The 18145-nt window shown below is 60.6% G+C and carries 22 protein-coding genes; 14 read left to right on the top strand and 8 right to left on the bottom strand.

All coding sequences use genetic code 11. The features are described 5' to 3' along the window. Positions 1-7: 7 nt before the first annotated feature. Complete coding sequence (locus AU074_RS19615) at positions 8-1117, bottom strand: low specificity L-threonine aldolase (RefSeq protein ID WP_076016129.1); 1110 nt, start codon at positions 1115-1117, stop codon at positions 8-10. Positions 1118-1280: 163 nt separating this feature from the next. Between AU074_RS19615 and AU074_RS19620 the strand changes: the two genes are divergently transcribed. The 5 genes from AU074_RS19620 (at position 1281) to AU074_RS19640 (ending at position 4190) form a co-directional block, all read left to right on the top strand. Further along, entirely contained in the window at positions 1281-1730 is a 450-nt protein-coding gene (locus AU074_RS19620; protein ID WP_076016130.1) for a MarR family winged helix-turn-helix transcriptional regulator, read from the top strand. Between the two features lie 98 nt (positions 1731-1828). Continuing rightward, entirely contained in the window at positions 1829-2158 is a 330-nt protein-coding gene (locus AU074_RS19625) for a hypothetical protein (RefSeq protein WP_076016131.1), read from the top strand. A 5-nt stretch (positions 2159-2163) separates the two neighbouring features. Beyond that, complete coding sequence (locus tag AU074_RS19630; RefSeq protein ID WP_076016132.1) at positions 2164-3378, top strand: MFS transporter; 1215 nt, start codon at positions 2164-2166, stop codon at positions 3376-3378. A gap of 256 nt (positions 3379-3634) precedes the next feature. Next, positions 3635-4018, top strand: a complete 384-nt coding sequence (locus tag AU074_RS19635) for a hypothetical protein (RefSeq protein ID WP_076016133.1) — start codon at positions 3635-3637, stop codon at positions 4016-4018. Next, positions 4011-4190, top strand: a complete 180-nt coding sequence (locus AU074_RS19640; protein ID WP_003207939.1) for a DUF1289 domain-containing protein — start codon at positions 4011-4013, stop codon at positions 4188-4190. The genes AU074_RS19635 and AU074_RS19640 overlap by 8 nt, the downstream gene beginning before the upstream one ends. A gap of 19 nt (positions 4191-4209) precedes the next feature. Here the strand turns inward: AU074_RS19640 and AU074_RS19645 are convergent, their stop codons facing one another. Together AU074_RS19645 and AU074_RS19650 are read right to left on the bottom strand one after the other, a co-directional pair. Further along, a complete protein-coding gene (locus AU074_RS19645) occupies positions 4210-5082 on the bottom strand; it encodes a DNA/RNA non-specific endonuclease (protein WP_076016134.1) in 873 nt (290 codons plus the stop codon). Positions 5083-5174: 92 nt separating this feature from the next. Then, entirely contained in the window at positions 5175-5807 is a 633-nt protein-coding gene (locus AU074_RS19650) for a TetR/AcrR family transcriptional regulator (protein ID WP_076016135.1), read from the bottom strand. Positions 5808-5878: 71 nt separating this feature from the next. Here AU074_RS19650 and AU074_RS19655 point away from each other — a divergent pair, with 71 nt between their 5' ends. Further along, the gene (locus tag AU074_RS19655) at positions 5879-6733 is read left to right on the top strand and encodes an aldo/keto reductase family oxidoreductase (protein WP_076016136.1); all 855 of its coding nucleotides are present in this window, start codon (positions 5879-5881) and stop codon (positions 6731-6733) included. A gap of 3 nt (positions 6734-6736) precedes the next feature. Here the strand turns inward: AU074_RS19655 and AU074_RS19660 are convergent, their stop codons facing one another. Next, complete coding sequence (locus tag AU074_RS19660; RefSeq protein WP_076016151.1) at positions 6737-7432, bottom strand: tRNA (adenine(22)-N(1))-methyltransferase TrmK; 696 nt, start codon at positions 7430-7432, stop codon at positions 6737-6739. Positions 7433-7510: 78 nt separating this feature from the next. Continuing rightward, positions 7511-8419 (bottom strand): bifunctional oligoribonuclease/PAP phosphatase NrnA, encoded by a 909-nt coding sequence (locus AU074_RS19665; RefSeq protein WP_076016137.1) that lies wholly within the window; start codon positions 8417-8419, stop codon positions 7511-7513. A 101-nt stretch (positions 8420-8520) separates the two neighbouring features. On the opposite strand from AU074_RS19665, the gene AU074_RS19670 reads away from it, so the two are divergent. From AU074_RS19670 to AU074_RS19695, 6 genes are all read left to right on the top strand, one after another. After that, positions 8521-9027 carry a GNAT family N-acetyltransferase gene (locus AU074_RS19670; RefSeq protein WP_076016138.1) on the top strand — a complete coding sequence of 169 codons (507 nt, stop codon included), beginning with the start codon at positions 8521-8523 and terminating at the stop codon, positions 9025-9027. Between the two features lie 86 nt (positions 9028-9113). Further along, on the top strand, positions 9114-10004 hold the full coding sequence (locus AU074_RS19675) for a bestrophin family protein (RefSeq protein ID WP_076016139.1): 891 nt from the start codon (positions 9114-9116) through the stop codon (positions 10002-10004). 127 nt (positions 10005-10131) lie between these two features. Then, positions 10132-11634, top strand: coding sequence for a glycine betaine/L-proline transporter ProP (gene proP / locus AU074_RS19680; protein ID WP_076016140.1), 1503 nt, complete (start codon positions 10132-10134; stop codon positions 11632-11634). Between the two features lie 123 nt (positions 11635-11757). Further along, positions 11758-12186: a DUF2231 domain-containing protein gene (locus AU074_RS19685; protein ID WP_076016141.1), complete on the top strand. Its 429-nt coding sequence runs from the start codon at positions 11758-11760 to the stop codon at positions 12184-12186. After that, on the top strand, positions 12183-13475 hold the full coding sequence (locus tag AU074_RS19690) for a sorbosone dehydrogenase family protein (RefSeq protein WP_076016142.1): 1293 nt from the start codon (positions 12183-12185) through the stop codon (positions 13473-13475). The genes AU074_RS19685 and AU074_RS19690 overlap by 4 nt, the downstream gene beginning before the upstream one ends. A gap of 82 nt (positions 13476-13557) precedes the next feature. After that, a complete protein-coding gene (locus tag AU074_RS19695; RefSeq protein WP_076016143.1) occupies positions 13558-13857 on the top strand; it encodes a DUF3144 domain-containing protein in 300 nt (99 codons plus the stop codon). Between the two features lie 16 nt (positions 13858-13873). Here the strand turns inward: AU074_RS19695 and AU074_RS19700 are convergent, their stop codons facing one another. Next, complete coding sequence (locus AU074_RS19700) at positions 13874-14254, bottom strand: type 1 fimbrial protein (RefSeq protein WP_076016144.1); 381 nt, start codon at positions 14252-14254, stop codon at positions 13874-13876. Positions 14255-14364: 110 nt separating this feature from the next. Next, complete coding sequence (locus tag AU074_RS19705; protein WP_076016145.1) at positions 14365-15588, bottom strand: MFS transporter; 1224 nt, start codon at positions 15586-15588, stop codon at positions 14365-14367. Between the two features lie 124 nt (positions 15589-15712). Between AU074_RS19705 and AU074_RS19710 the strand changes: the two genes are divergently transcribed. Then, positions 15713-16417, top strand: coding sequence for a TetR/AcrR family transcriptional regulator (locus tag AU074_RS19710; RefSeq protein ID WP_076016146.1), 705 nt, complete (start codon positions 15713-15715; stop codon positions 16415-16417). Here AU074_RS19710 and AU074_RS19715 read toward each other — a convergent pair. Further along, positions 16320-17243 carry a LysR family transcriptional regulator gene (locus AU074_RS19715; RefSeq protein ID WP_076016147.1) on the bottom strand — a complete coding sequence of 308 codons (924 nt, stop codon included), beginning with the start codon at positions 17241-17243 and terminating at the stop codon, positions 16320-16322. The two genes, AU074_RS19710 and AU074_RS19715, sit on opposite strands and share 98 nt — an antisense overlap. A gap of 104 nt (positions 17244-17347) precedes the next feature. Between AU074_RS19715 and AU074_RS19720 the strand changes: the two genes are divergently transcribed. Beyond that, positions 17348-17740 (top strand): hypothetical protein, encoded by a 393-nt coding sequence (locus AU074_RS19720; protein WP_076016148.1) that lies wholly within the window; start codon positions 17348-17350, stop codon positions 17738-17740. Positions 17741-18145 lie beyond the last annotated feature (405 nt).

Below are 18145 nucleotides of genomic sequence, written 5' to 3' on the forward strand. Positions count from 1 at the left end.
TATAGCGTCAGACGTCTTGAGTTGCATGCCGCATCAAGTCGGTGAACAGCTGCAAAATTCTCTGATTCTCCACACCCAATAGTCGGTCACCCACGTAGCATTCGGTCTTGCACCACCCCGGCACCTCTGTGGGTTCCAGGTGTGTGAACAGCCAATAACCGTGTGCTCGGGCAATCTCATCGCGCGCGCTCAGCAGTGCCGCACGGTCTGCGTCGAAACAGACGTGAAGCATGTTCACCTGAGGCGTACGCGGCAGGATACGAATGCCGGGGATCGCCTGCAGGCAGGTCGCCAAACTCAAGGCCCGCTGATAGCAGGCGTCCAGCATCGCCAGGCGTTGATCAAAGCGCATGGCGACGGAGACCACCATCGGGCTCTGTTTTATCAAGGTGCCGCCCAGCCGTTTACGCCACAGGCGAGCCTGTTGGATAAAGTCGGTTTCGCCCGCCAGGAGCGCGCCGGCGATACCGCCCAGGCCTTTGTAGGCCGAGACATAGACGGAGGAGAAACCTTCGGCAATTTCGGCGTAGGAGCGCTGGTAAAAAGCCCGGGTTTCCCACAGGCGTGCGCCGTCCATATGCAGCGGTGTATCCGAGGCTGCAGCCGTGGCTTTCAACGCCTCCAGCTCATGCCACTCTGGCAGTTGCCCACCGATTTCACGCGCGGGCAGCTCCACCACCAGGCAGCTCAGTGGCTCGGCGACCGCAGACAGGTCGTCGGCCAGGATCGGTCGCAACCGGTGCCCCACCATCACTCCATGGAGGCGTAACAAAGCCTGAAACGCCTGCTCTTCGTGGAGCTGCAAATGAGAAGACGCATGTATCCCGAAACGCGGCAGCCGGCGGCGCTCGCTCCAGATGTTGACCGCGATCAATTGCGCCATCACCCCGCTGGGCATGAACACCGCAGCGGGTTTGCCCAGCAGTTCGGCAACCTTGGCTTCAAAACCTTCGATCAACTGACCGCTGCCATAATTGTCATGGGATACGTCGTTGGCCTGCGCCCAATCCGCCATTTCCTGGAACCACTGGGCAGGCGTGGGCTCTGCAAACCCGTTGATCTCGACAGTGCAGGCCGCTTTGAGTTGGCGGCGTTGTTCATCAGTGTTGGGTGTCACGTAAGAGCGCCTATGCAGGGTGGAACATCGTCAATAGAGTGGTTGATCAGTCTGCCTTCTGCAATGGCGCTCTATGGCGTGCAGGGAATGCGGCGCCTTTTATGAATAAAAATTCATACAGTTAAACTGTACAGTTTTTCTGCACGCATGCTAACGTCCGGACATGAACAAACCTTCCATCACCTCCGAAGCCCACTCCGCCGCCCTGGCCGCCGAGCTGCGTATCTCCCTGGGCAAGCTGATACGTCGGCTGCGGGAACAAACCCATCCGAACGATTTCACCTCCGCCCAGAAGTCGGTGCTGCTGCGCCTGGACCGTGACGGGCCCAGTACCGTTTCGGCCCTGGCACGGGCGGAAAGCGTGCGGCCGCAGTCCATGCGCATCACTGTGGCCAGTCTGGAAACGATGAAAGCGATCAGGGGCAAACCCGACCCCAGTGACGGGCGGCAAACCTTGATCGAGCTGACTCCCGGCTTTCGTAAACACCTGATCGCCAGCCGGGCAGCCAAGGACGATTGGCTGCTGCGGGCGCTGCAGGAGCAACTGTCTGCCGAAGAACAAGCTGAACTCGCGGCGGCGGTAAAGCTGCTGGAACGCCTTGCCGACTTTTGAACTACCCCTACCCGTTCGAGGGCATAGCATGACCATCACCTCGCTGGATCCGAATACCGCGCTGATCATCGTCGACTCGCAACCAGGGAGGCATGACCATGCAATGGCATGACCTGGTGTCTTACTTCTTCGGCGGTGTGCTCCTCGCCAACGCGGTGCCGCATTGCGTCAGCGGCCTGATGGGCCAGTCCTTCCAGACGCCGTTTGCCAAGCCGCGCGGCCAAGGGCGGTCTTCCTCGACGTTGAATGTGCTCTGGGGTTTTCTCAACCTGGTGATCGGCTACGTGCTGGTCTACCGGGTCGGGAATTTCGACCTAAAAAGCGCCGCTGATGTGCTCGCCCTCGGGCTCGGGGCCTTGGCGCTGAGTGTTTTCCTGGCGCAGCACTTCGGGCGTTTCAACGGTGGTAATCCCTCAAGGCCGGTGTGAGTTCCATGGGCATTTTCCGCTCGCTGCGCAGCGTCAACTACCGCATCTGGGCTGTCGGCGCCCTGGTGTCGAATATCGGCACCTGGATGCAACGCACGGCCCAGGACTGGCTGGTGCTGACCCAGCTCACGCCGCATAACGCTTCGGCCGTCGGCATCGTCATGGCGTTGCAGTTCGGGCCGCAATTGCTGTTGCTGCCCTGGACCGGCTTCGCGGCCGATCACTACGACAAGCGTAAGTTGCTGATCGTTACCCAAGGCGTGATGGGTGTGCTGGCGCTGATGCTGGGGGTGTTTACCCTGACCGGCATCGTGCAGCTGTGGCACGTGTATGTGTTCGCGTTTCTGTCCGGCTGTGCCTCGGCGTTCGACGCGCCGGTGCGGCAGATTTTCGTGGCGGATCTGGTAGGCGAGGCAGACTTGTCCAACGCCATCGCGCTCAATTCCACCTCGTTCAATATGGCCCGCATGATTGGCCCGGCGGTGGCCGGCGTGACCATCGCGTCGGTGGGCACCGGCTGGGCTTTCCTGCTCAATGGCGCGAGCTTTTTCGCGGTGCTGGCCTCGCTGTTCCTGCTGCGGGTTTCCGGCCTGCACACCAGCCTGCGAGCGCTGCGTACCAAGGGCAGCCTGACGGAAGGCTTGCGCTATGTGTGGGCGCGACCAGACCTGATGGCGATCTTGGTCATGCTGTTTTTGATCGGCACCTTCGGCATGAATTTTCCGATCTTTATCTCGACCATGGCCGTCACCGTGTTCCACGCCGATGCCCGTGGCTATGGCCTGCTGACGTCAACCCTGGCCATCGGCACCATCGCCGGGGCGCTGCTCGCCGCGGGCCGCGAGCGGCCGCACTTCAAGTCACTGCTGTACGGCGCGCTGGTGTTCGGGGTGGGCTGCACCATGGCGGCGATTGCCCCGAATTACTGGCTGTTCGCCGGGGCGCTGGTGATCATCGGCGTGGGCGCCCTGACCTTCAGCAACACCACCAACAGCCTGATGCAACTCACCACCGAGCCCGCCATGCGCGGCCGAGTGATCGCCCTGCGGGTGGGCGTGGCCCTTGGCGGCACACCGATTGGTGCTCCGATTGTAGGTTGGGTGGCCGACCACCTCGGCCCACGCTGGGCACTGGCAGTCGGCGCGGCCTCCGGCATCCTGGCCGCCGGGGTGGCGGTGTACACCATGACGCGCAAGCTGGATCGGCCGAAGAAAATCTGACAGGCAAAACGAATCCAATGTGGGAGCTGTCGAGCTTCGCAGGTTTGCACAGTTGATCGTTCCCACGCTCTGCGTGGGAATACATCCTGTGACGCTCCGCGTCACCACCGCGCAGGACTTGAGCCTTGCATCGTCAGCTGGACGCAGAGCGTCCGAGGTGGCATTCCCACGCAGAGCGTAGGAACGATCAACCTCGACAGCTCCCACAGTTGCTCTCTCGCGTATCATCACCCTCCTCGCTCATAAGGGACTCCCCATGTCTTCAACCAAACGCGACAGCGCGCGCATCGAGCGCCGCCTGGTCACGACCCTGACCGAAGCCTGTGAAATCGCCAAGGCCGAAATCACCGGCTTCGATTGGCTGACCCACGAAGTCGACTACCAGGCCTTTGCACAAAGCCTGGTCGTCATCTGGGTATTCGACACACGTGCGAACAAGGAACTGGCTCTTTCAAGCGGACTGGACCAACGCATGCGTAAGCTGACGGCCACGGCGTTGGAAGACGCAGGCATGGATCGCCCCTCTTCGGACCGCTACGTTCGCTTCGATTCCGAGGAAGAATGTCACCTCCAGCATGGCGGCGATTGGCGTCTGCGCCTGACCAAACTGTATGCGGTAAAGGGGCGAAGCCTTGGCTAAGGATATCGAGAATCCGTGCGTCTCAACCTGCCAGCTCAGTGGTGAGCTGTGCGTCAGCTGTGGACGCACCAAGGATGACATTCGCAAATGGAAAAAGATGAAGCGGCCAGAGAAAATGGCCGCTGTGCAGCGCGCGACGTTGCGCTTGAAGACGTTGAAAAAGGGCAAGTAACGCCAACAGCTTCAAGCCATCAAGTGCGCCCAACTGACCCCGTCACCGGCAAATTCCCCAACAGCTTGAGCCCGGTAGTCTTCACAAACGTTTCGTAATCCATTGGCTTCTGGATACGGGTTTCAGCGTTGGGCAGTACATACGCCCAGGCGCGCTTGGACGACACGTCATACACCAGTTTGAACAGGCGGGTCGGCACCCAGACCTTGTTGTTGCCAATGGTGCTGTAGCCCGGGTCAAACAGCGGGCCGGTGAACACGTACACATTGCCGTCGGCGCGCTTGGCAAACTTGCGCACGTCCGCCTCGACCTTGCTCCAGATCTTGCGGTTGTTGGTCGGGTCCTGGGGCACCATGTTCGACAGTGCGAAGGATTGGGCCATGGCGTTGGTGCTCGGCGCATCGGCGGCCGGGGATTGATGGCCACGGTCCACGGCCGGATGTTGGCCACGGTAGTCACTCAACTCGGCGCGTGCGCCCTTGGGAATGCGCGGGTCGGCGTAGAACTGGTTGGTGCGTTCTTCGCCTTTGGCGTCCTGCAACTGGCTGGCATTCAGGCGTTCGACCACTACCAGCGGGGTCTTGCTGGTTTGCGAGTAGAGCACCGCAAAATTATCCGAGCACAGCGCCAGGGGTTTCATGGTGGCCGGCACCGTGGCCGTGTTGATCGGTTGCGCGGACGGGAACAGATCGGCGCAGCCATCGAAGGAAGCCCGTTGCTGTTTGTTTGAATAGAGATCCAGGGCGGCACCCTGGCTGATGGAACCCGAGCGGGAGGTGTGTGGCTGATGCTCGGCAGGCAGCTTGATGAGGTCCAGCAGACCACGAGCTTCTGCCCCGGTGGAAAGCAAAACAAGGGCCGATAGCCCAACTGCAATTTTGCGTAGGTGCATGGGTTAAATCTTCAAAGTTCGATTGCGGGGCTTATGGACCCATGGATGTCACTTTAGTGCGAAGCCGTGCTGCAAAATACCCTGCGCACGATTTACGTAAGTGACTGATAGGTTTGAAGATAAGCCCGCAGCATGCGTGTCACCTGCTGTTCCAGCCCGGCTTCAAAGGCCGCTGATGCATTGCCTTCAAGCAACGCCCGCACCGGTCCCACCACCGCGCTGAGCGAGATGGCGGCGGTCAGGGATGGGTCTTCAAAACGGGCATCCGACGCCGTCGCCAACATCGCTGCAATCGCGGCCACCATCCGCTTGTTGATCCGCACGACCAGCTCCGCGCCGCCCCGCTCACCCGCGATGGCATAGAGGGCTTTGGACGCCGTCGGATCCATCAGTTTCACGGCGAGAAAAGCCGTAACAAACCCCGATGCCATTTCAGCAACCGTCGTGCCCTGGTATTGGTCGCAGGCCTGCTCGACGGTCTCGGCCACATGGACCAGATGCTTTTCCAAAACCGCAGCGAGCAGTGCATCGCGGTTTGGATAGTACTGATAGAGACTGCCCACCGACATGCCCGCACGTTCGGCCACGCGGGTCGTGGTGCAGCGGACCAAACCCTGAGCGGTCAAAACCTGAAGGGTCGCCGTGTGCAACGCTTCGACCGTCGCCGCCGACCGGGCTTGAACCGCTGATTTTCTTGGCTTTAGTGACGCTTTGAGAGTGCTCATGGAATGCGAATTCAAAACCTGAAGGATCCTTCATATTATAGGCTTCCTCCCGCCAAGCAAGAGCTACAACCATGAACCTCAGCACCTTCAATCTCGGCGATCGTACCGTCAACCGCATCGGATACGGCGCCATGCAACTGGCTGGTCCCGGGGTGTTTGGCCCGCCAAAAGATCGTGAGGCGGCGCTCGCAGTACTACGCGAGGCCATCGCATCCGGCGTAAACCATATCGACACCAGCGATTTCTACGGACCGCATATCACCAATCAGATCATTCGTGAGGCACTGCATCCATATAAAGACGACCTCACCATCGTCACCAAGGTGGGCGCCCGTCGTGGCGACGATGGCGCCTGGTTCAATGCGTCGTCGAAGGCCGAGCTGACCCAGGCCGTGCATGACAACCTGCGCAACCTGGGCCTGGATGTGCTGGACGTGGTGAATGTGCGAGCCATGCACGGCGTGATGGGCACTGCCGAAGGCTCGATCGAAGAGCCACTGAGTGCCATTGCCGAGCTGCAACAACAAGGGTTGATACGCCATATCGGCATCAGCAACGTGACCCCGACGCAGGTGGCCGAGGCGCGAAAAATCGTGCGCTTCGTGTGTGTCCAAAACCTGTACAACATCGCCCATCAACACGATAACGCGATGATCGACGAGTTGGCCCAGGACGGCATTGCCTATGTGCCGTTCTTCCCGCTGGGCGGGTTCTCGCCGGTGCAGTCTGCGGTGTTGTCGAACGTTGCACAGCGGCTTGGCGTCACCCCGATGCAATTGGCCCTGGCATGGTTGCTGCGTCGTTCACCCAATATCCTGCTGATCCCCGGCACGTCATCCGTCACTCACTTGCGTGAAAACATGGCGGTAAGCGAACTGGATCTTTCGGATGAGGTGCTGGCAGAGCTGAACACCATCGCCGGCTGACCTTCAGGCCAGCAGCTCGGTAATCCACCGCGCCTGCTGGGCAACCTCTCGCACCTTGTCCTCGGACACCGCCTGCCGTGCCTGGGCAAAGTCACTGAGGGTCTGCTGTTTGTGGCGCAGGATGCGCTGCCACTTGAGCAGGAATTCCGGGCGGCGCGCCTGCATTTGCAGCGGGCCGAAGTACAGCTCTTCGGCGGTGTAGGTCACCGGCCCGGCGCGCTCGGCAACGATGATTTCGTAGAAGAAGCGACTCTCCCGCAGCAGCTCTTCGCACACGATGCGGTAGCCGTTTTCCATCAGCCACTGGCGCAACGGTTGCTCGCCGCCGTTGGGTTGCAGCACCAGGCGCTCCTGGCCACTGAGGCGTGCCTTGTCACTGTCGAGGATGTCGCGGATCGTCTCGCCGCCCATGCCGCAGATGCTGATCGCGGTGATCCCGTCTGCCGTCTCGATTGCCGCCAGGCCACTGGCCAGGCGAACGGTGATGTGTTGCTCCAGCTCATTCTCGCGCACCGTACGCTCGGCTGCGCGGAACGGCGTCAAGGCCACTTCGCCCGCCACCGCCGCCACAATAGCGCCGCGACGCATCAACGCCACCGGCAGATAACCGTGATCAGAGCCGATATCCGCCAGGCGCGCCCCGGCGGGTATATGGGCCGCCACGCGTTCCAGGCGCATGGACAATGTGTGTTCGTTCAACTGTCGTTCCTTTTCGGTAATACCTTGGCCATTGTATTCCGGGTTCATCAAAGAGGAACGTCGCATTGGCGAGCGCCGTCAATCAGTGGCCGCCAGTCTCACCAGTTCCTTGCGCAACAGCGAACGATCAAGCACTGCCATCCCGGCCTGCCAGTCAATGGAAAGCACCTGGCTGATTTTTTGTTGGCTGACCGTAGGCTCAGCCAGGAAATAGCTTTTGCACTCACGGATGCTGATGATATTCACCAGCCAGTCCTCACCCTGGGCCGCCAGCCAATCAACGATGGTCGAGCGATGCTTTCGGATCAGCGCACCGGCATCCCACACCGTCATCTGCGCGAAAACCAGCGGCAGGTTGCTGTCAGCCTTCAGCCACTTCATGTCGCCCGCCAGCGCGCCCGCCAGGTCTGATTCGATAGTGGCCTGGCACTCATGAAAATATCGCTCAGGCCAGTCCGCCGCGAGTTTCGCCCGCAGAGCGAGGGTTTCATAAGCCCGAATATCCGCCGAGGTGGTCAACTGCCCGGTAAAGTTCAGGGTATTGTCCAGGATTGCCGTGGCCAGCAACGCGGCACTGTGTTCGCTGATCAGCGGCAATAAACCGGCCGCCTCCCAACGCAGGAAAACCTGCGTCGCCGCCGCGCCGATCAATTGGATGTCTGCGTGAGGCCCGAGTTTCTGCGCCCAATAGGTTTCAAAGCCCGGGTGATGGTCAATCACCTCCACCACCTGATCGAGCACGACCACCGGGTCGAAGTGGTGGAAGTCCGAGATATCCACCATCACAAACTCATCACCGGGCCCGGGCCGGTAATCGTCCAGCGACGATGGCCAGCCGAGTATGGTCCTGGAGATGCTGGCATTCAGCGGAGCACTGCTGACGGCACGCGCCTCGATCCCTTGGCGATTCAACAACTCGGCATACGCGATGCAACAGGCGTACGCATCAATGTCCAGATACGCCGAGCCGGAGGTGACTACCCTCATCGGAAAAACTCCATGATTTCATATTTTTGGCAGGCAAATTTCACACGCCTTTATGACGAAAACATGACTAAATGGACAGAACAACCCGGGAGATTTGAGCAATGACGTCATTTCGCGTTCGCGAGCTGAGCAGTACGGACACTGAAGCATTGCTGGCCTTCGAAACCCGTAACCGTGAGTGGTTCGAGTCGCATATCGAGGCGCGCGCGCCTTCGTTTTATTCGGTACAGGGCGTCGCCGAGCATATTGAAGGCTATTTATCTGGCCTTGCCGCCGGCGCGTGGCACCCGTTCGTGATCGAAGACGCCAGCGGCGAAATCGTCGGTCGCGCCAATCTGAAAAGCATCGACTCACCGAAGGGCTCTGCCGAAGTCGGTTACCGCGTGGGCGAGCGCTCGTGCGGGCAAGGGCTGGCAACCCTGGCGCTGAACCATCTGATCCACGAGGCACAGGCGCGTTGGGCACTCAAGCAATTGGTGGCGTACGTGTACCCGGAGAATGTGGGCTCACAAAAAGTCCTGACCCGCTGCGGTTTCGTGCCTGAACAACCCGCACCGGACGGCAAGCCCCAAGGCGAAATCCGCTTCGTTCTGACTTTTAAGGCCTGAAGACCTGGCACCCCGGCGAACCTTTACCCGGTAAACACCGTCCGAGCTAGGGCATTGATGTTTACCGCTCGCCGCGAGGTTTCCGTTTGAAAGCTGCCATCATCAAAAAATACCGCTTGATCATCAAGACCATGGGCTATGTAGGCTGGGCACTGTTCTGGCTGCTGCTCTGGGATATCGCCGTCACCGTGGACTTCATGCTGTTCCTCAACAGCAAGATCAACCTGCCGCTGATGCCACTGACTTTGCTCGGTTCGGCGCTGGTGGTGCTGATCAGTTTCCGCAACAGCAGCGCCTATAACCGCTGGTGGGAAGCACGCACCTTGTGGGGCGCAATGGTCAACAATTCCCGCAGCTTTGCGCGGCAAGTGCTGACGCTGCTGGATGACCCGAACAACGAGGTCAACCCGATAAAGTCGACGTTGCTGCGCCGTCACGTGGCCTACGTGAACTGCCTGGCGGCGCACTTGCGGGGCCAACCTTGCCCGGAGGAAATCCGCGCGTTCCTGCCGGCCGACGAGTTTGCCCGCAGCACCAGTACCAATAACTTTTCCAACGACATTCTCAATGGCTCCGCAGCCCTGCTGGCCCAGGAATACAAGGCCGGGCGCCTGGACAGCATTCGCCTGGCGCGGCTGGAATCAACCCTGGTGGATTTGTCCAATAGCCAGGGCGGCATGGAGCGCATCGCCAACACGCCGCTGCCCTACCCTTACGTGTATTTCCCACGGCTGTTCATTTCACTGTTCTGCCTGATCGTGCCGGTAGGCCTGGTGGAATCCCTGGGCTGGTTCACCCCGCTGGCGTCCACGGTGGTGGGTTTTATGCTGCTGGCCATCGAACGCATCGGCACCGATTTGCAAAGCCCGTTTCGTGACAGCGAACACCAGATTCAGATGGAAGCCCTTTGCGAAACCATCGAGAAAAACCTGCAATCGATGCAGCGTGATTCTCTGGGGGGCGACCGGATCCATTGATTTTTGCTGGGCCGTTAACAAAAAAATCCAGCCAACGGTGAATTATTCAGTGTCCGCATGTATCTGACCAAAGAGCACGTGCCATTAAAACAATGGCAATGAAATGGACCAGGGCTGAGTAATTCCCATGAAATCACGCAAGAAAACCGTCAATCCGATTGGATTGGATGACATCACCATCGTCGACGACGCCAAGATGCGCAAGGCGATCACCGCCGCTGCGCTGGGCAACGCCATGGAATGGTTCGACTTCGGCGTATACGGCTTTGTCGCCTATGTACTCGGCAAGGTGTTTTTCCCCGAGGCATCCCCCAGCGTACAGATGATCGCCGCCCTGGCGACCTTCTCGGTGCCGTTCCTGATTCGCCCGTTGGGCGGCCTGTTTTTCGGCCGACTGGGGGACAAATACGGCAGGCAAAAGGTCCTGGCCGCGACCATCGTGATCATGTCCATCAGCACCTTTGCCATCGGGTTGATCCCCTCCTATGACTCGATCGGGATCTGGGCGCCGATCCTGTTGCTCTTGGCCAAGATGGCCCAGGGCTTCTCGGTAGGCGGTGAATACACCGGCGCGTCGATCTTCGTCGCCGAATACGCACCGGACCGCAAGCGCGGCTTCCTCGGCAGCTGGCTGGACTTCGGCTCCATCGCCGGCTTCGTCCTTGGCGCCGGTGTCGTGGTGTTGATTTCGGCGGTGATCGGCGAAGAGGCGTTCCAGTCCTGGGGCTGGCGCCTGCCGTTCTTCCTCGCGCTGCCATTGGGCATGATCGGGCTCTACTTGCGTCATGCCCTGGAAGAAACACCGGCCTTTCAACAGCATGTGGAGCAACTCGAACAAGGCGATCGCGAAGGCCTGGCGGGCGGCCCGAAAGTGTCGTTCAAGGAAGTCGCCACCAAGCACTGGCGCAGCCTGATGACCTGCGTCGGCGTGGTGGTGGTGACCAACGTCACCTACTACATGCTGCTCACGTACATGCCGAGCTACCTGTCGCACAACCTGCACTACAGCGAAAACCACGGCGTGTTGATCATCATCGCGATCATGGTCGGCATGTTGTTCGTGCAGCCAATGATTGGCTTTGTCAGCGACAAGATCGGGCGTAAACCCTTCATTCTGTTCGGCAGCATCGCGCTGTTCTTCCTCGCCATTCCGGCCTTTATGCTGATCAACAGCGGCAAGCTCGGGCTGATTTTCTCGGGGCTGCTGATCATTGCGGTGGTGCTCAACTTCTTTATCGGCGTGATGGCGTCCACCCTGCCGGCGATGTTCCCTACCCACATCCGCTACAGCGCGTTGGCCAGCGCCTTTAACATCTCGATCCTGGTGGCCGGCCTCACGCCGACCGCCATGGCCTGGCTGGTAGAGACCACCAACAACCTGTACATGCCGGCCTACTACCTGATGGTGTTTGCCGTGTTGGGGCTTTTCACCGCACTGACCATGAAGGAAACCGCCAACAAACCCCTGCGCGGCGCAGCACCGGCGGCTTCGGATATCGAGGAAGCCAAAGAGCTGCTGCAGGAGCACGAAGACAATATCGAGCAGAAGATCGAAGACATCGACGCGCAAATCGCCGAGCTGGAAGCCAAGCGCGAAAACCTGGTGCAGCAGCATCCACGCATCAACTGACGCAACATATTTAGAAACGAATAGACGGTGAACTAACGCGCAGGCAGCAGGCTCCTTCCTTAAGCGCAGTCAGCGCGGCCCTGATGAGCCTCATCAGGGCCGCTCAACGATAAGGAGCCGCCCGTGACCGTCACCCCCGCCCTCACCTACCGCTGTACGCCTGGCCCGCTTCACGCGACCTTGCTTGCCGGTACCGTCCCGCTGTTTCTCGGCGCTCTGCTGAGTGACATTGCCTACTACCAGACCTACCAGATCCAATGGAGTAACTTCGCCGCCTGGCTGATCGCCGGCGGCCTGGTGTTCTGTGGGCTGGCGGGGTTGTTTGCGCTGGTCAACCTGCTGCGGGCCGACCGCAAGGCCGGGCGCCCCACGGTGTACTTCCTGCTGTTGCTGGTCACCTGGGCACTGGGCCTGGTCAACGCTTTTGAACATGCGAAAGATGCCTGGGCCGTGATGCCTTCGGGCCTGGTGCTGTCTGCCATCGTGACCCTGCTGGCCTGCGTGACCACGTGGGTCGGGCTGACCAACCTGCGTTCGGGAGGTGCCCAATGAAGCCTTCCAGCACGCTGACCGTTTTAAGCATGGCGATGTTGTTGAGCGCCTGCGGTGGCGAAGCCGACAGCACTCAGGCTCGCGGCCCGGACCCCAAACTGCCGGAACCTCAACGCGGCCTGCTGCCCAGCATGAAGATCGCCGAACCGGTGGCCTGGGGTGAGCAGAAACCCACCGTGCCCGAGGGTTTCAGCATCACGGCCATCGCCACCGACCTGCGGATTCCGCGCCAGACCCTGGTGCTGCCCAACGGTGACATCCTCGTCGCCGAAGGCCGCGGCGGCAGCGCGGCGAAGCTCAAGCCCAAGGACGTGATCGCCAGCGTGATCAAGGCCGAGGGCAACACCAAGGTCAAGGGCGGCAATCGCCTGACCCTGTTGCGGGATGCCGACGGTGACGGCACCTACGAGTTGAAAACCGTGTTCGCCGAAAACCTCAACGCGCCCTACGGCCTGGCCTTTGCCGACGGCAAGCTGTACGTGGCGAACCAGGATGCGCTGGTGCGCTTCGACTACGAGGACGGCCAGACCAAGGCCGGTGGCCCACCTACCACCGTCACCGACCTGCCTGCCGCGATCAATCATCACTGGACCAAATCCCTGGCGATCAGCCCCGATGGCCGCTCGCTGTATGTCGGCATCGGGTCCAACAGCAACATCACCGAACGCGGCATGGAGGTCGAGATCGACCGGGCGATGGTCTGGCAGATCGACGCCGCCACCGGCGCTCACAAGCCTTACGCAACCGGTTTGCGCAACCCGACCGCCCTGACCATTCAACCGGGCTCCGGACAGGTGTGGGCGGTGGTCAACGAGCGGGATGAACTGGGGCCGGACCTGGTACCGGATTACCTGACCTCGGTGCGCGAAGGTGAGTTCTACGGCTGGCCCTACAGCTATTGGGGCCAGAACGTCGACACCCGCGCCCAACCGCAAAACCCGGCCAAGGTCGCCGCCGCGATCAAACCGGATTACAGCCTGGGTTCCCACGTTGCCGCACTGGGCGTCGACTTCTCCATCCCGGCCATGGGCGAGAAATATGCCGACGGCGTCTTCGTGGGCGAGCACGGCAGCTGGAACCGGGATAATCCGGTGGGCTACAAGGTGATCTTCGTGCCATTCAGCAATGGCAAGCCGGCCGGCGAACCGCTGGACTTCGCCACGGGTTTCCGTGGAGATGATGGCAAGACTCGCGGGCGGCCGGTGGGGGTCACTGTTGATCCGAAGGGTGCGCTGATCATTGCCGATGACCTGGCCAACACGGTGTGGAGGGTGACGCGCAATAAATGAGGCCTGAAGCGGCCAACGTGGTTGCCTTCCCGGGGAGCGCGGCGGTACCTTCGCCGCACTCACGAACAGGAAGGTAATCGCAATGCCAGACACCACCGACAACGGCTTCTACGATCGCGCGGACGCGCACATCGAGCTGTCCAACGAGCAGTTCAGGGCGTTCGCCGACCTAGGCAAAATCAGCGCCTCTATGATGTTCGGCACCACACGGTTCAATGCCTGGGTCAGCGCACGCAGCTTTAAATCCGGCGAAGAAATGGCCCAGGCCCGTGAGGCGATGCTGAAGTATTTCTGTGATCAGTACCGAATGATGCTTGAGGATAACCTCGATGATCACATCAATAATTTCAGCAAGTACATGCTAGTCAAGGCACCTGAATAAGCCGGTTTTTTTCCGCTTAAGGGGAGGTCAATGTCACCAGGTACTTGCCTGAATTCACAGGCTTCCCTTGGCCATCCACCAATGTGTATTGCTGCTGGTAATAAGGCCCCGACCGCCCGCTGTCGGCGACCAGTTTCACGCTGACGGCGCTGTGATCAAGGGCAGTGACCGAGCTCACCGGCTCCACGTTACGGACGCTGATGGCGCTGCCACGTGCCAGGCTCGGGCAGTTGCTGAGTTTTAGTCCGTCGGCCATGGTCAGCGGCGTGCAAGACGCCTCGACAATGCTGCCGTGAAAGTAAATGACTCCCTGCCCCACCGGGCTCGCGGCCATGCAGGCGCCGGAGAGGCTGAACAGCAGGCCAACATGGATTGCAGACATTCTCTTGATGCTCATGCCAATACTCCCGGGGTTAAAAGCCTATGCCTCGGGATATCGGCTGATTGGCGGATTATTTTAAGATTTGTCTGATGTTAGAACCGGTTATTTCAACGACTTTGGAAATATCAGTGCCCGCCAACCGCAGGCTTGCCGTGCGCCCGGTGCCCAGGTTTGAAACCATGGTTGCGAGCGGCCCACGTAATCGCAAAACCCACCGCCAGCAACACCAACATTGCCCACGGGAATGACGCCACACCCCAGGTATCGAGCAACACTCCGCCCACCACACCACTTCCCGCAATGGCGCTGTTCCAGGCCACCACATTCAGCGACAGCGCCACGTCTGCCCCATCGCCGGCCGCGTCCGCCAATGCGGTTTGCAGCAACGTTGCCGCGCCACCAAAACTCAAGCCCCACACCGCCACACCGACATAAATCACCCCGGGCACCTGCGCGAGAAAACCAAACGCCAGGCACGTCGCCGCAAAGCCCGCCAGGCTGACCAGCACCGTCTTGCGCAACGCCACATCCACCAACCGAGCGGTCACCCAAATCCCGAGCAGCGCCGCTATACCAAACACCAACAACACCAGATCCACACGATCCACCAAGCCCGCCGGGGCCACGAACGGCGCGATGTAGGTATAGAGAATGTTGTGGGCGAGCATCCATGAGATCACCACCGCCAGCACTGGCCGTACGCCCGGCGTGGTCAGCACCTTGCGCAACGGCATACGCTGATGGGCTGACTGGCCGGGGTAATCCGGCACTTTCACCAGCACCCAGACGATCAACACCAGGGTCAGCGCCGACATGATGCCGAAGGTGGTGCGCCAGCCCACCAGTCCACCCAGCCAGGTGCCCAGCGGCACGCCGAGTGACAGCGCAATCGGCGTGCCCACCATGGCCAGTGCCAATGCCTTGCCCTGCTGATGCGGTTCAACCATGCGCCGCGCATAGCCGGCCAACAAACTCCAGGCCAGCCCCGCGGCCATCCCGGCGAGGAACCGCGCCAGCAGCGTCAGCCCGTAGTGGGAAGACAGCGCCGTGATGGAATTGAACAGCAGAAAACCGACGATGGTCAGCAGCAGCACATTGCGTCTACGCCAGCCGCGAGTAGCGATGGTCAGCGGGATCACCGCCAACACCGAACCCAGCGCATACGCGGTGACCATCTGCCCGGCCATGGACGCTGAAACGCCCAGGCCATCGCTGATCAGCGGCAACAGGCCTGCCGGCAGGGTTTCAGTGACGATGCAGATAAAACCGGTCATGGCCAGGGCGAGCAAGGCGCCGATGGGCAAACGGTCGGGAACGGCGTCTGCCGATAAGGTGGTTGAGGGGGTCACAGGGAAACTCCTTGAACTAGAGGACTTAAATACCGATCGATATAAATGTTGGGCGCACCACGTAGCGTTGTCAACGACTTATGTATCGACTAGTATTTATCTCATTACCCGAGAGGATTCCCCCATGGCGCAGATGGGCCGCCCCCGCACTTTCGACCGCGACCAGGCCGTGGAACAGGCCATGCACCTGTTCTGGGAGCACGGTTACGACGCCACGTCCCTGAGCCAGTTGAAAAGCGGATTGGGCGGTGGCATCTCCGCGCCGAGTTTTTACGCGGCGTTCGGCTCCAAGGACGCGCTGTTCCAGGAATGCGTGCAGCGTTATCTGGCGACGTTCGCCCAGGTCACCGAATGCCTGTGGGATGACGGCCTGCCACCGCGCCAGGCCATCGAGACCGCGCTGCGCCAATCCGCACGCATGCAGTGTGAAGAGGGGCATCCCAAAGGCTGCATGGTAGCCCTGGGCGTGATGAGCGCGCCCTCCCCCGAGAACGCGCAAGTCACCCATGCACTGACTCATTCACGGGAGCGCACCCGAGCGGGCATTGTGCATTGCGTCGAGCGTGGCATTCGCGCAGGCCAGTTACCTGCCGAGACCAACGCCCGTGCCATGGCCACGGTCTACGATAGTTTCCTGCAAGGCGTGTCGATCCTGGCTCGGGATGGCGTCGACGCTAATGCCATCGACACTGCCATCGGCCAACTGATGCTGACCTGGGATTTATCCGCCGCTACAGCGCCGCCCATTCGGCGCGATGCTCCAGCAGAAAGTCCACAAACGCCCGCACCCGATGGGGCACGTAGCGGCCGTGGGGATACAGCAAGGTAAACGGCCGTGAGCGTCCACCGTAAGGCTGCAACACCTCCACCAGGCTGCCGTTGGCCAACTCGTCCTCGACGATGAATTTGTAGGTCTGGAACAGCCCCGCGCCGTGCTTGGCCAGGGTTACGCCACCGAGCACATCGTCAGAGCAGCTGTAGCCCGCTTCACCGGCAAACTCTCGCTCCTTGCCGTCCACCTGGAACAACCAGGAAATGCGCCGCCCGTTGCTCGGCAATTCGTACTGGATGCACTCATGGTCCGGCAAATCCTCCAGGGTTTGGGGCGTGCCGGCACGCTTCAGATACGACGGCGCCGCAACCACCACCAGCTTGGCGTCTTCCAGCAACCGCGCGATCAGCGTCGAGTCCGGCTGGGCACGCACGCGGATGGCCAGGTCATAGCCTTCGGCGACGAAATCAATATTGCGGTTGCTGATGTGGATATCCACGGTGACTTGCGGGTACAGCGCACGGAATTTCGGCAGCAGCGGCAGGATCCGGTGATGGCCGTAGGTGGTCGGGATGCTGATGCGCAACAGCCCGGACGGCACCGATTGCGCGCCCATCATTTCCTGCTGGGCTTCCACCAGTTGCGTGAGGGCCTGGCGGCATTGCTCGAAAAACGTCCGGCCGCCCTCGGTCAGGCGGATGCTGCGGGTGGTGCGTACAAACAACCGGGAACCCAGGCGTTCTTCCAGCCGCGAGATGCTGCGGCTCACCGCCGCTGGCGTCACGCCCGCCACCTGGGCGGCGGCGGTAAAGCTGCTGGCCTCGGCAGCCAGGCAGAACAGCTCGATGCTGCCCAACTGCAAATCTTCGAAATGGCGCTTCATGATTGATTACACCGGGTATCTACTTGGGGATTCACCCGCTCTATTTATCAGCAAGGGCCGCATAAATATAGGGGTCCTACCTGGCCCGTGCTTGCTTTCATTCCATGCACACCGCCCACAACTTCCGTGGCAATGCTCCGTCGTTGGACCTTGCGAACTCCATCAACAACAAGCCGGTCGTGGTCAACCGATTACCGAATACCGACCGTGGTTCGCAGATCGACTCCCTGCAAAAAGGCGTGTATTTCCAGGACCAGATCAAGTTCGACGAGGCCACCACCTCGCGCGCAGGGTTGGTGTACAAGGCTGGCAACGGCCTGGCACCGTACCTGAGCTACAGCGAATCGTTCTTCCCGGTAGCGGGTGTGAGCAAGGCCGGGCAAGTGTTTGTGCCCACCGAAGGCAAACAGTACGAGTTCGGTGACTTACCGCTGGTAGGCCAACAACGGCTCACTCAGCGGTTCGGGGCGTCAGGCATATGGCGTTGGGGGCGGTGATTGGGGGCATATCCGTTGGTTTTGTTACGGCTACTATTGGTTCCGCTCTTACAGCGGCTCACTTTTGAAAAGCGCAAAAGTAAGCAAAACGCTCTTGCCCCACCACTCGGCACCTCGCCCAGGCTCGGTGTGCCCTCACTCCGGCTTTGGAGCGTGGGCCGCCGCGATGGGCCATCCTTGGCCCAGCGCGGCTAACCCGGCGTCCTGCCGGGTTACCCACGCTCCAAAGCCTGCGTTCGGCCAGCGTGGTTTAACGGGGCGCCTAAGATCAAGATCAAAAGCAGATCAAGGGCACAGCGGCCTACAGGCCGGCTTGAGTGTGGTGAAGCAACAGCAAGATCAAAAGCTAAAGCGGGCACGGTCCAAATGTGGGAGCGGGCTTGCTCGCGAAGGTCGTTAACGATG

Origin of the sequence: Pseudomonas sp. ATCC PTA-122608 (assembly GCF_001952855.1) — a bacterium.
In the GTDB taxonomy this organism is placed as follows: domain Bacteria; phylum Pseudomonadota; class Gammaproteobacteria; order Pseudomonadales; family Pseudomonadaceae; genus Aquipseudomonas.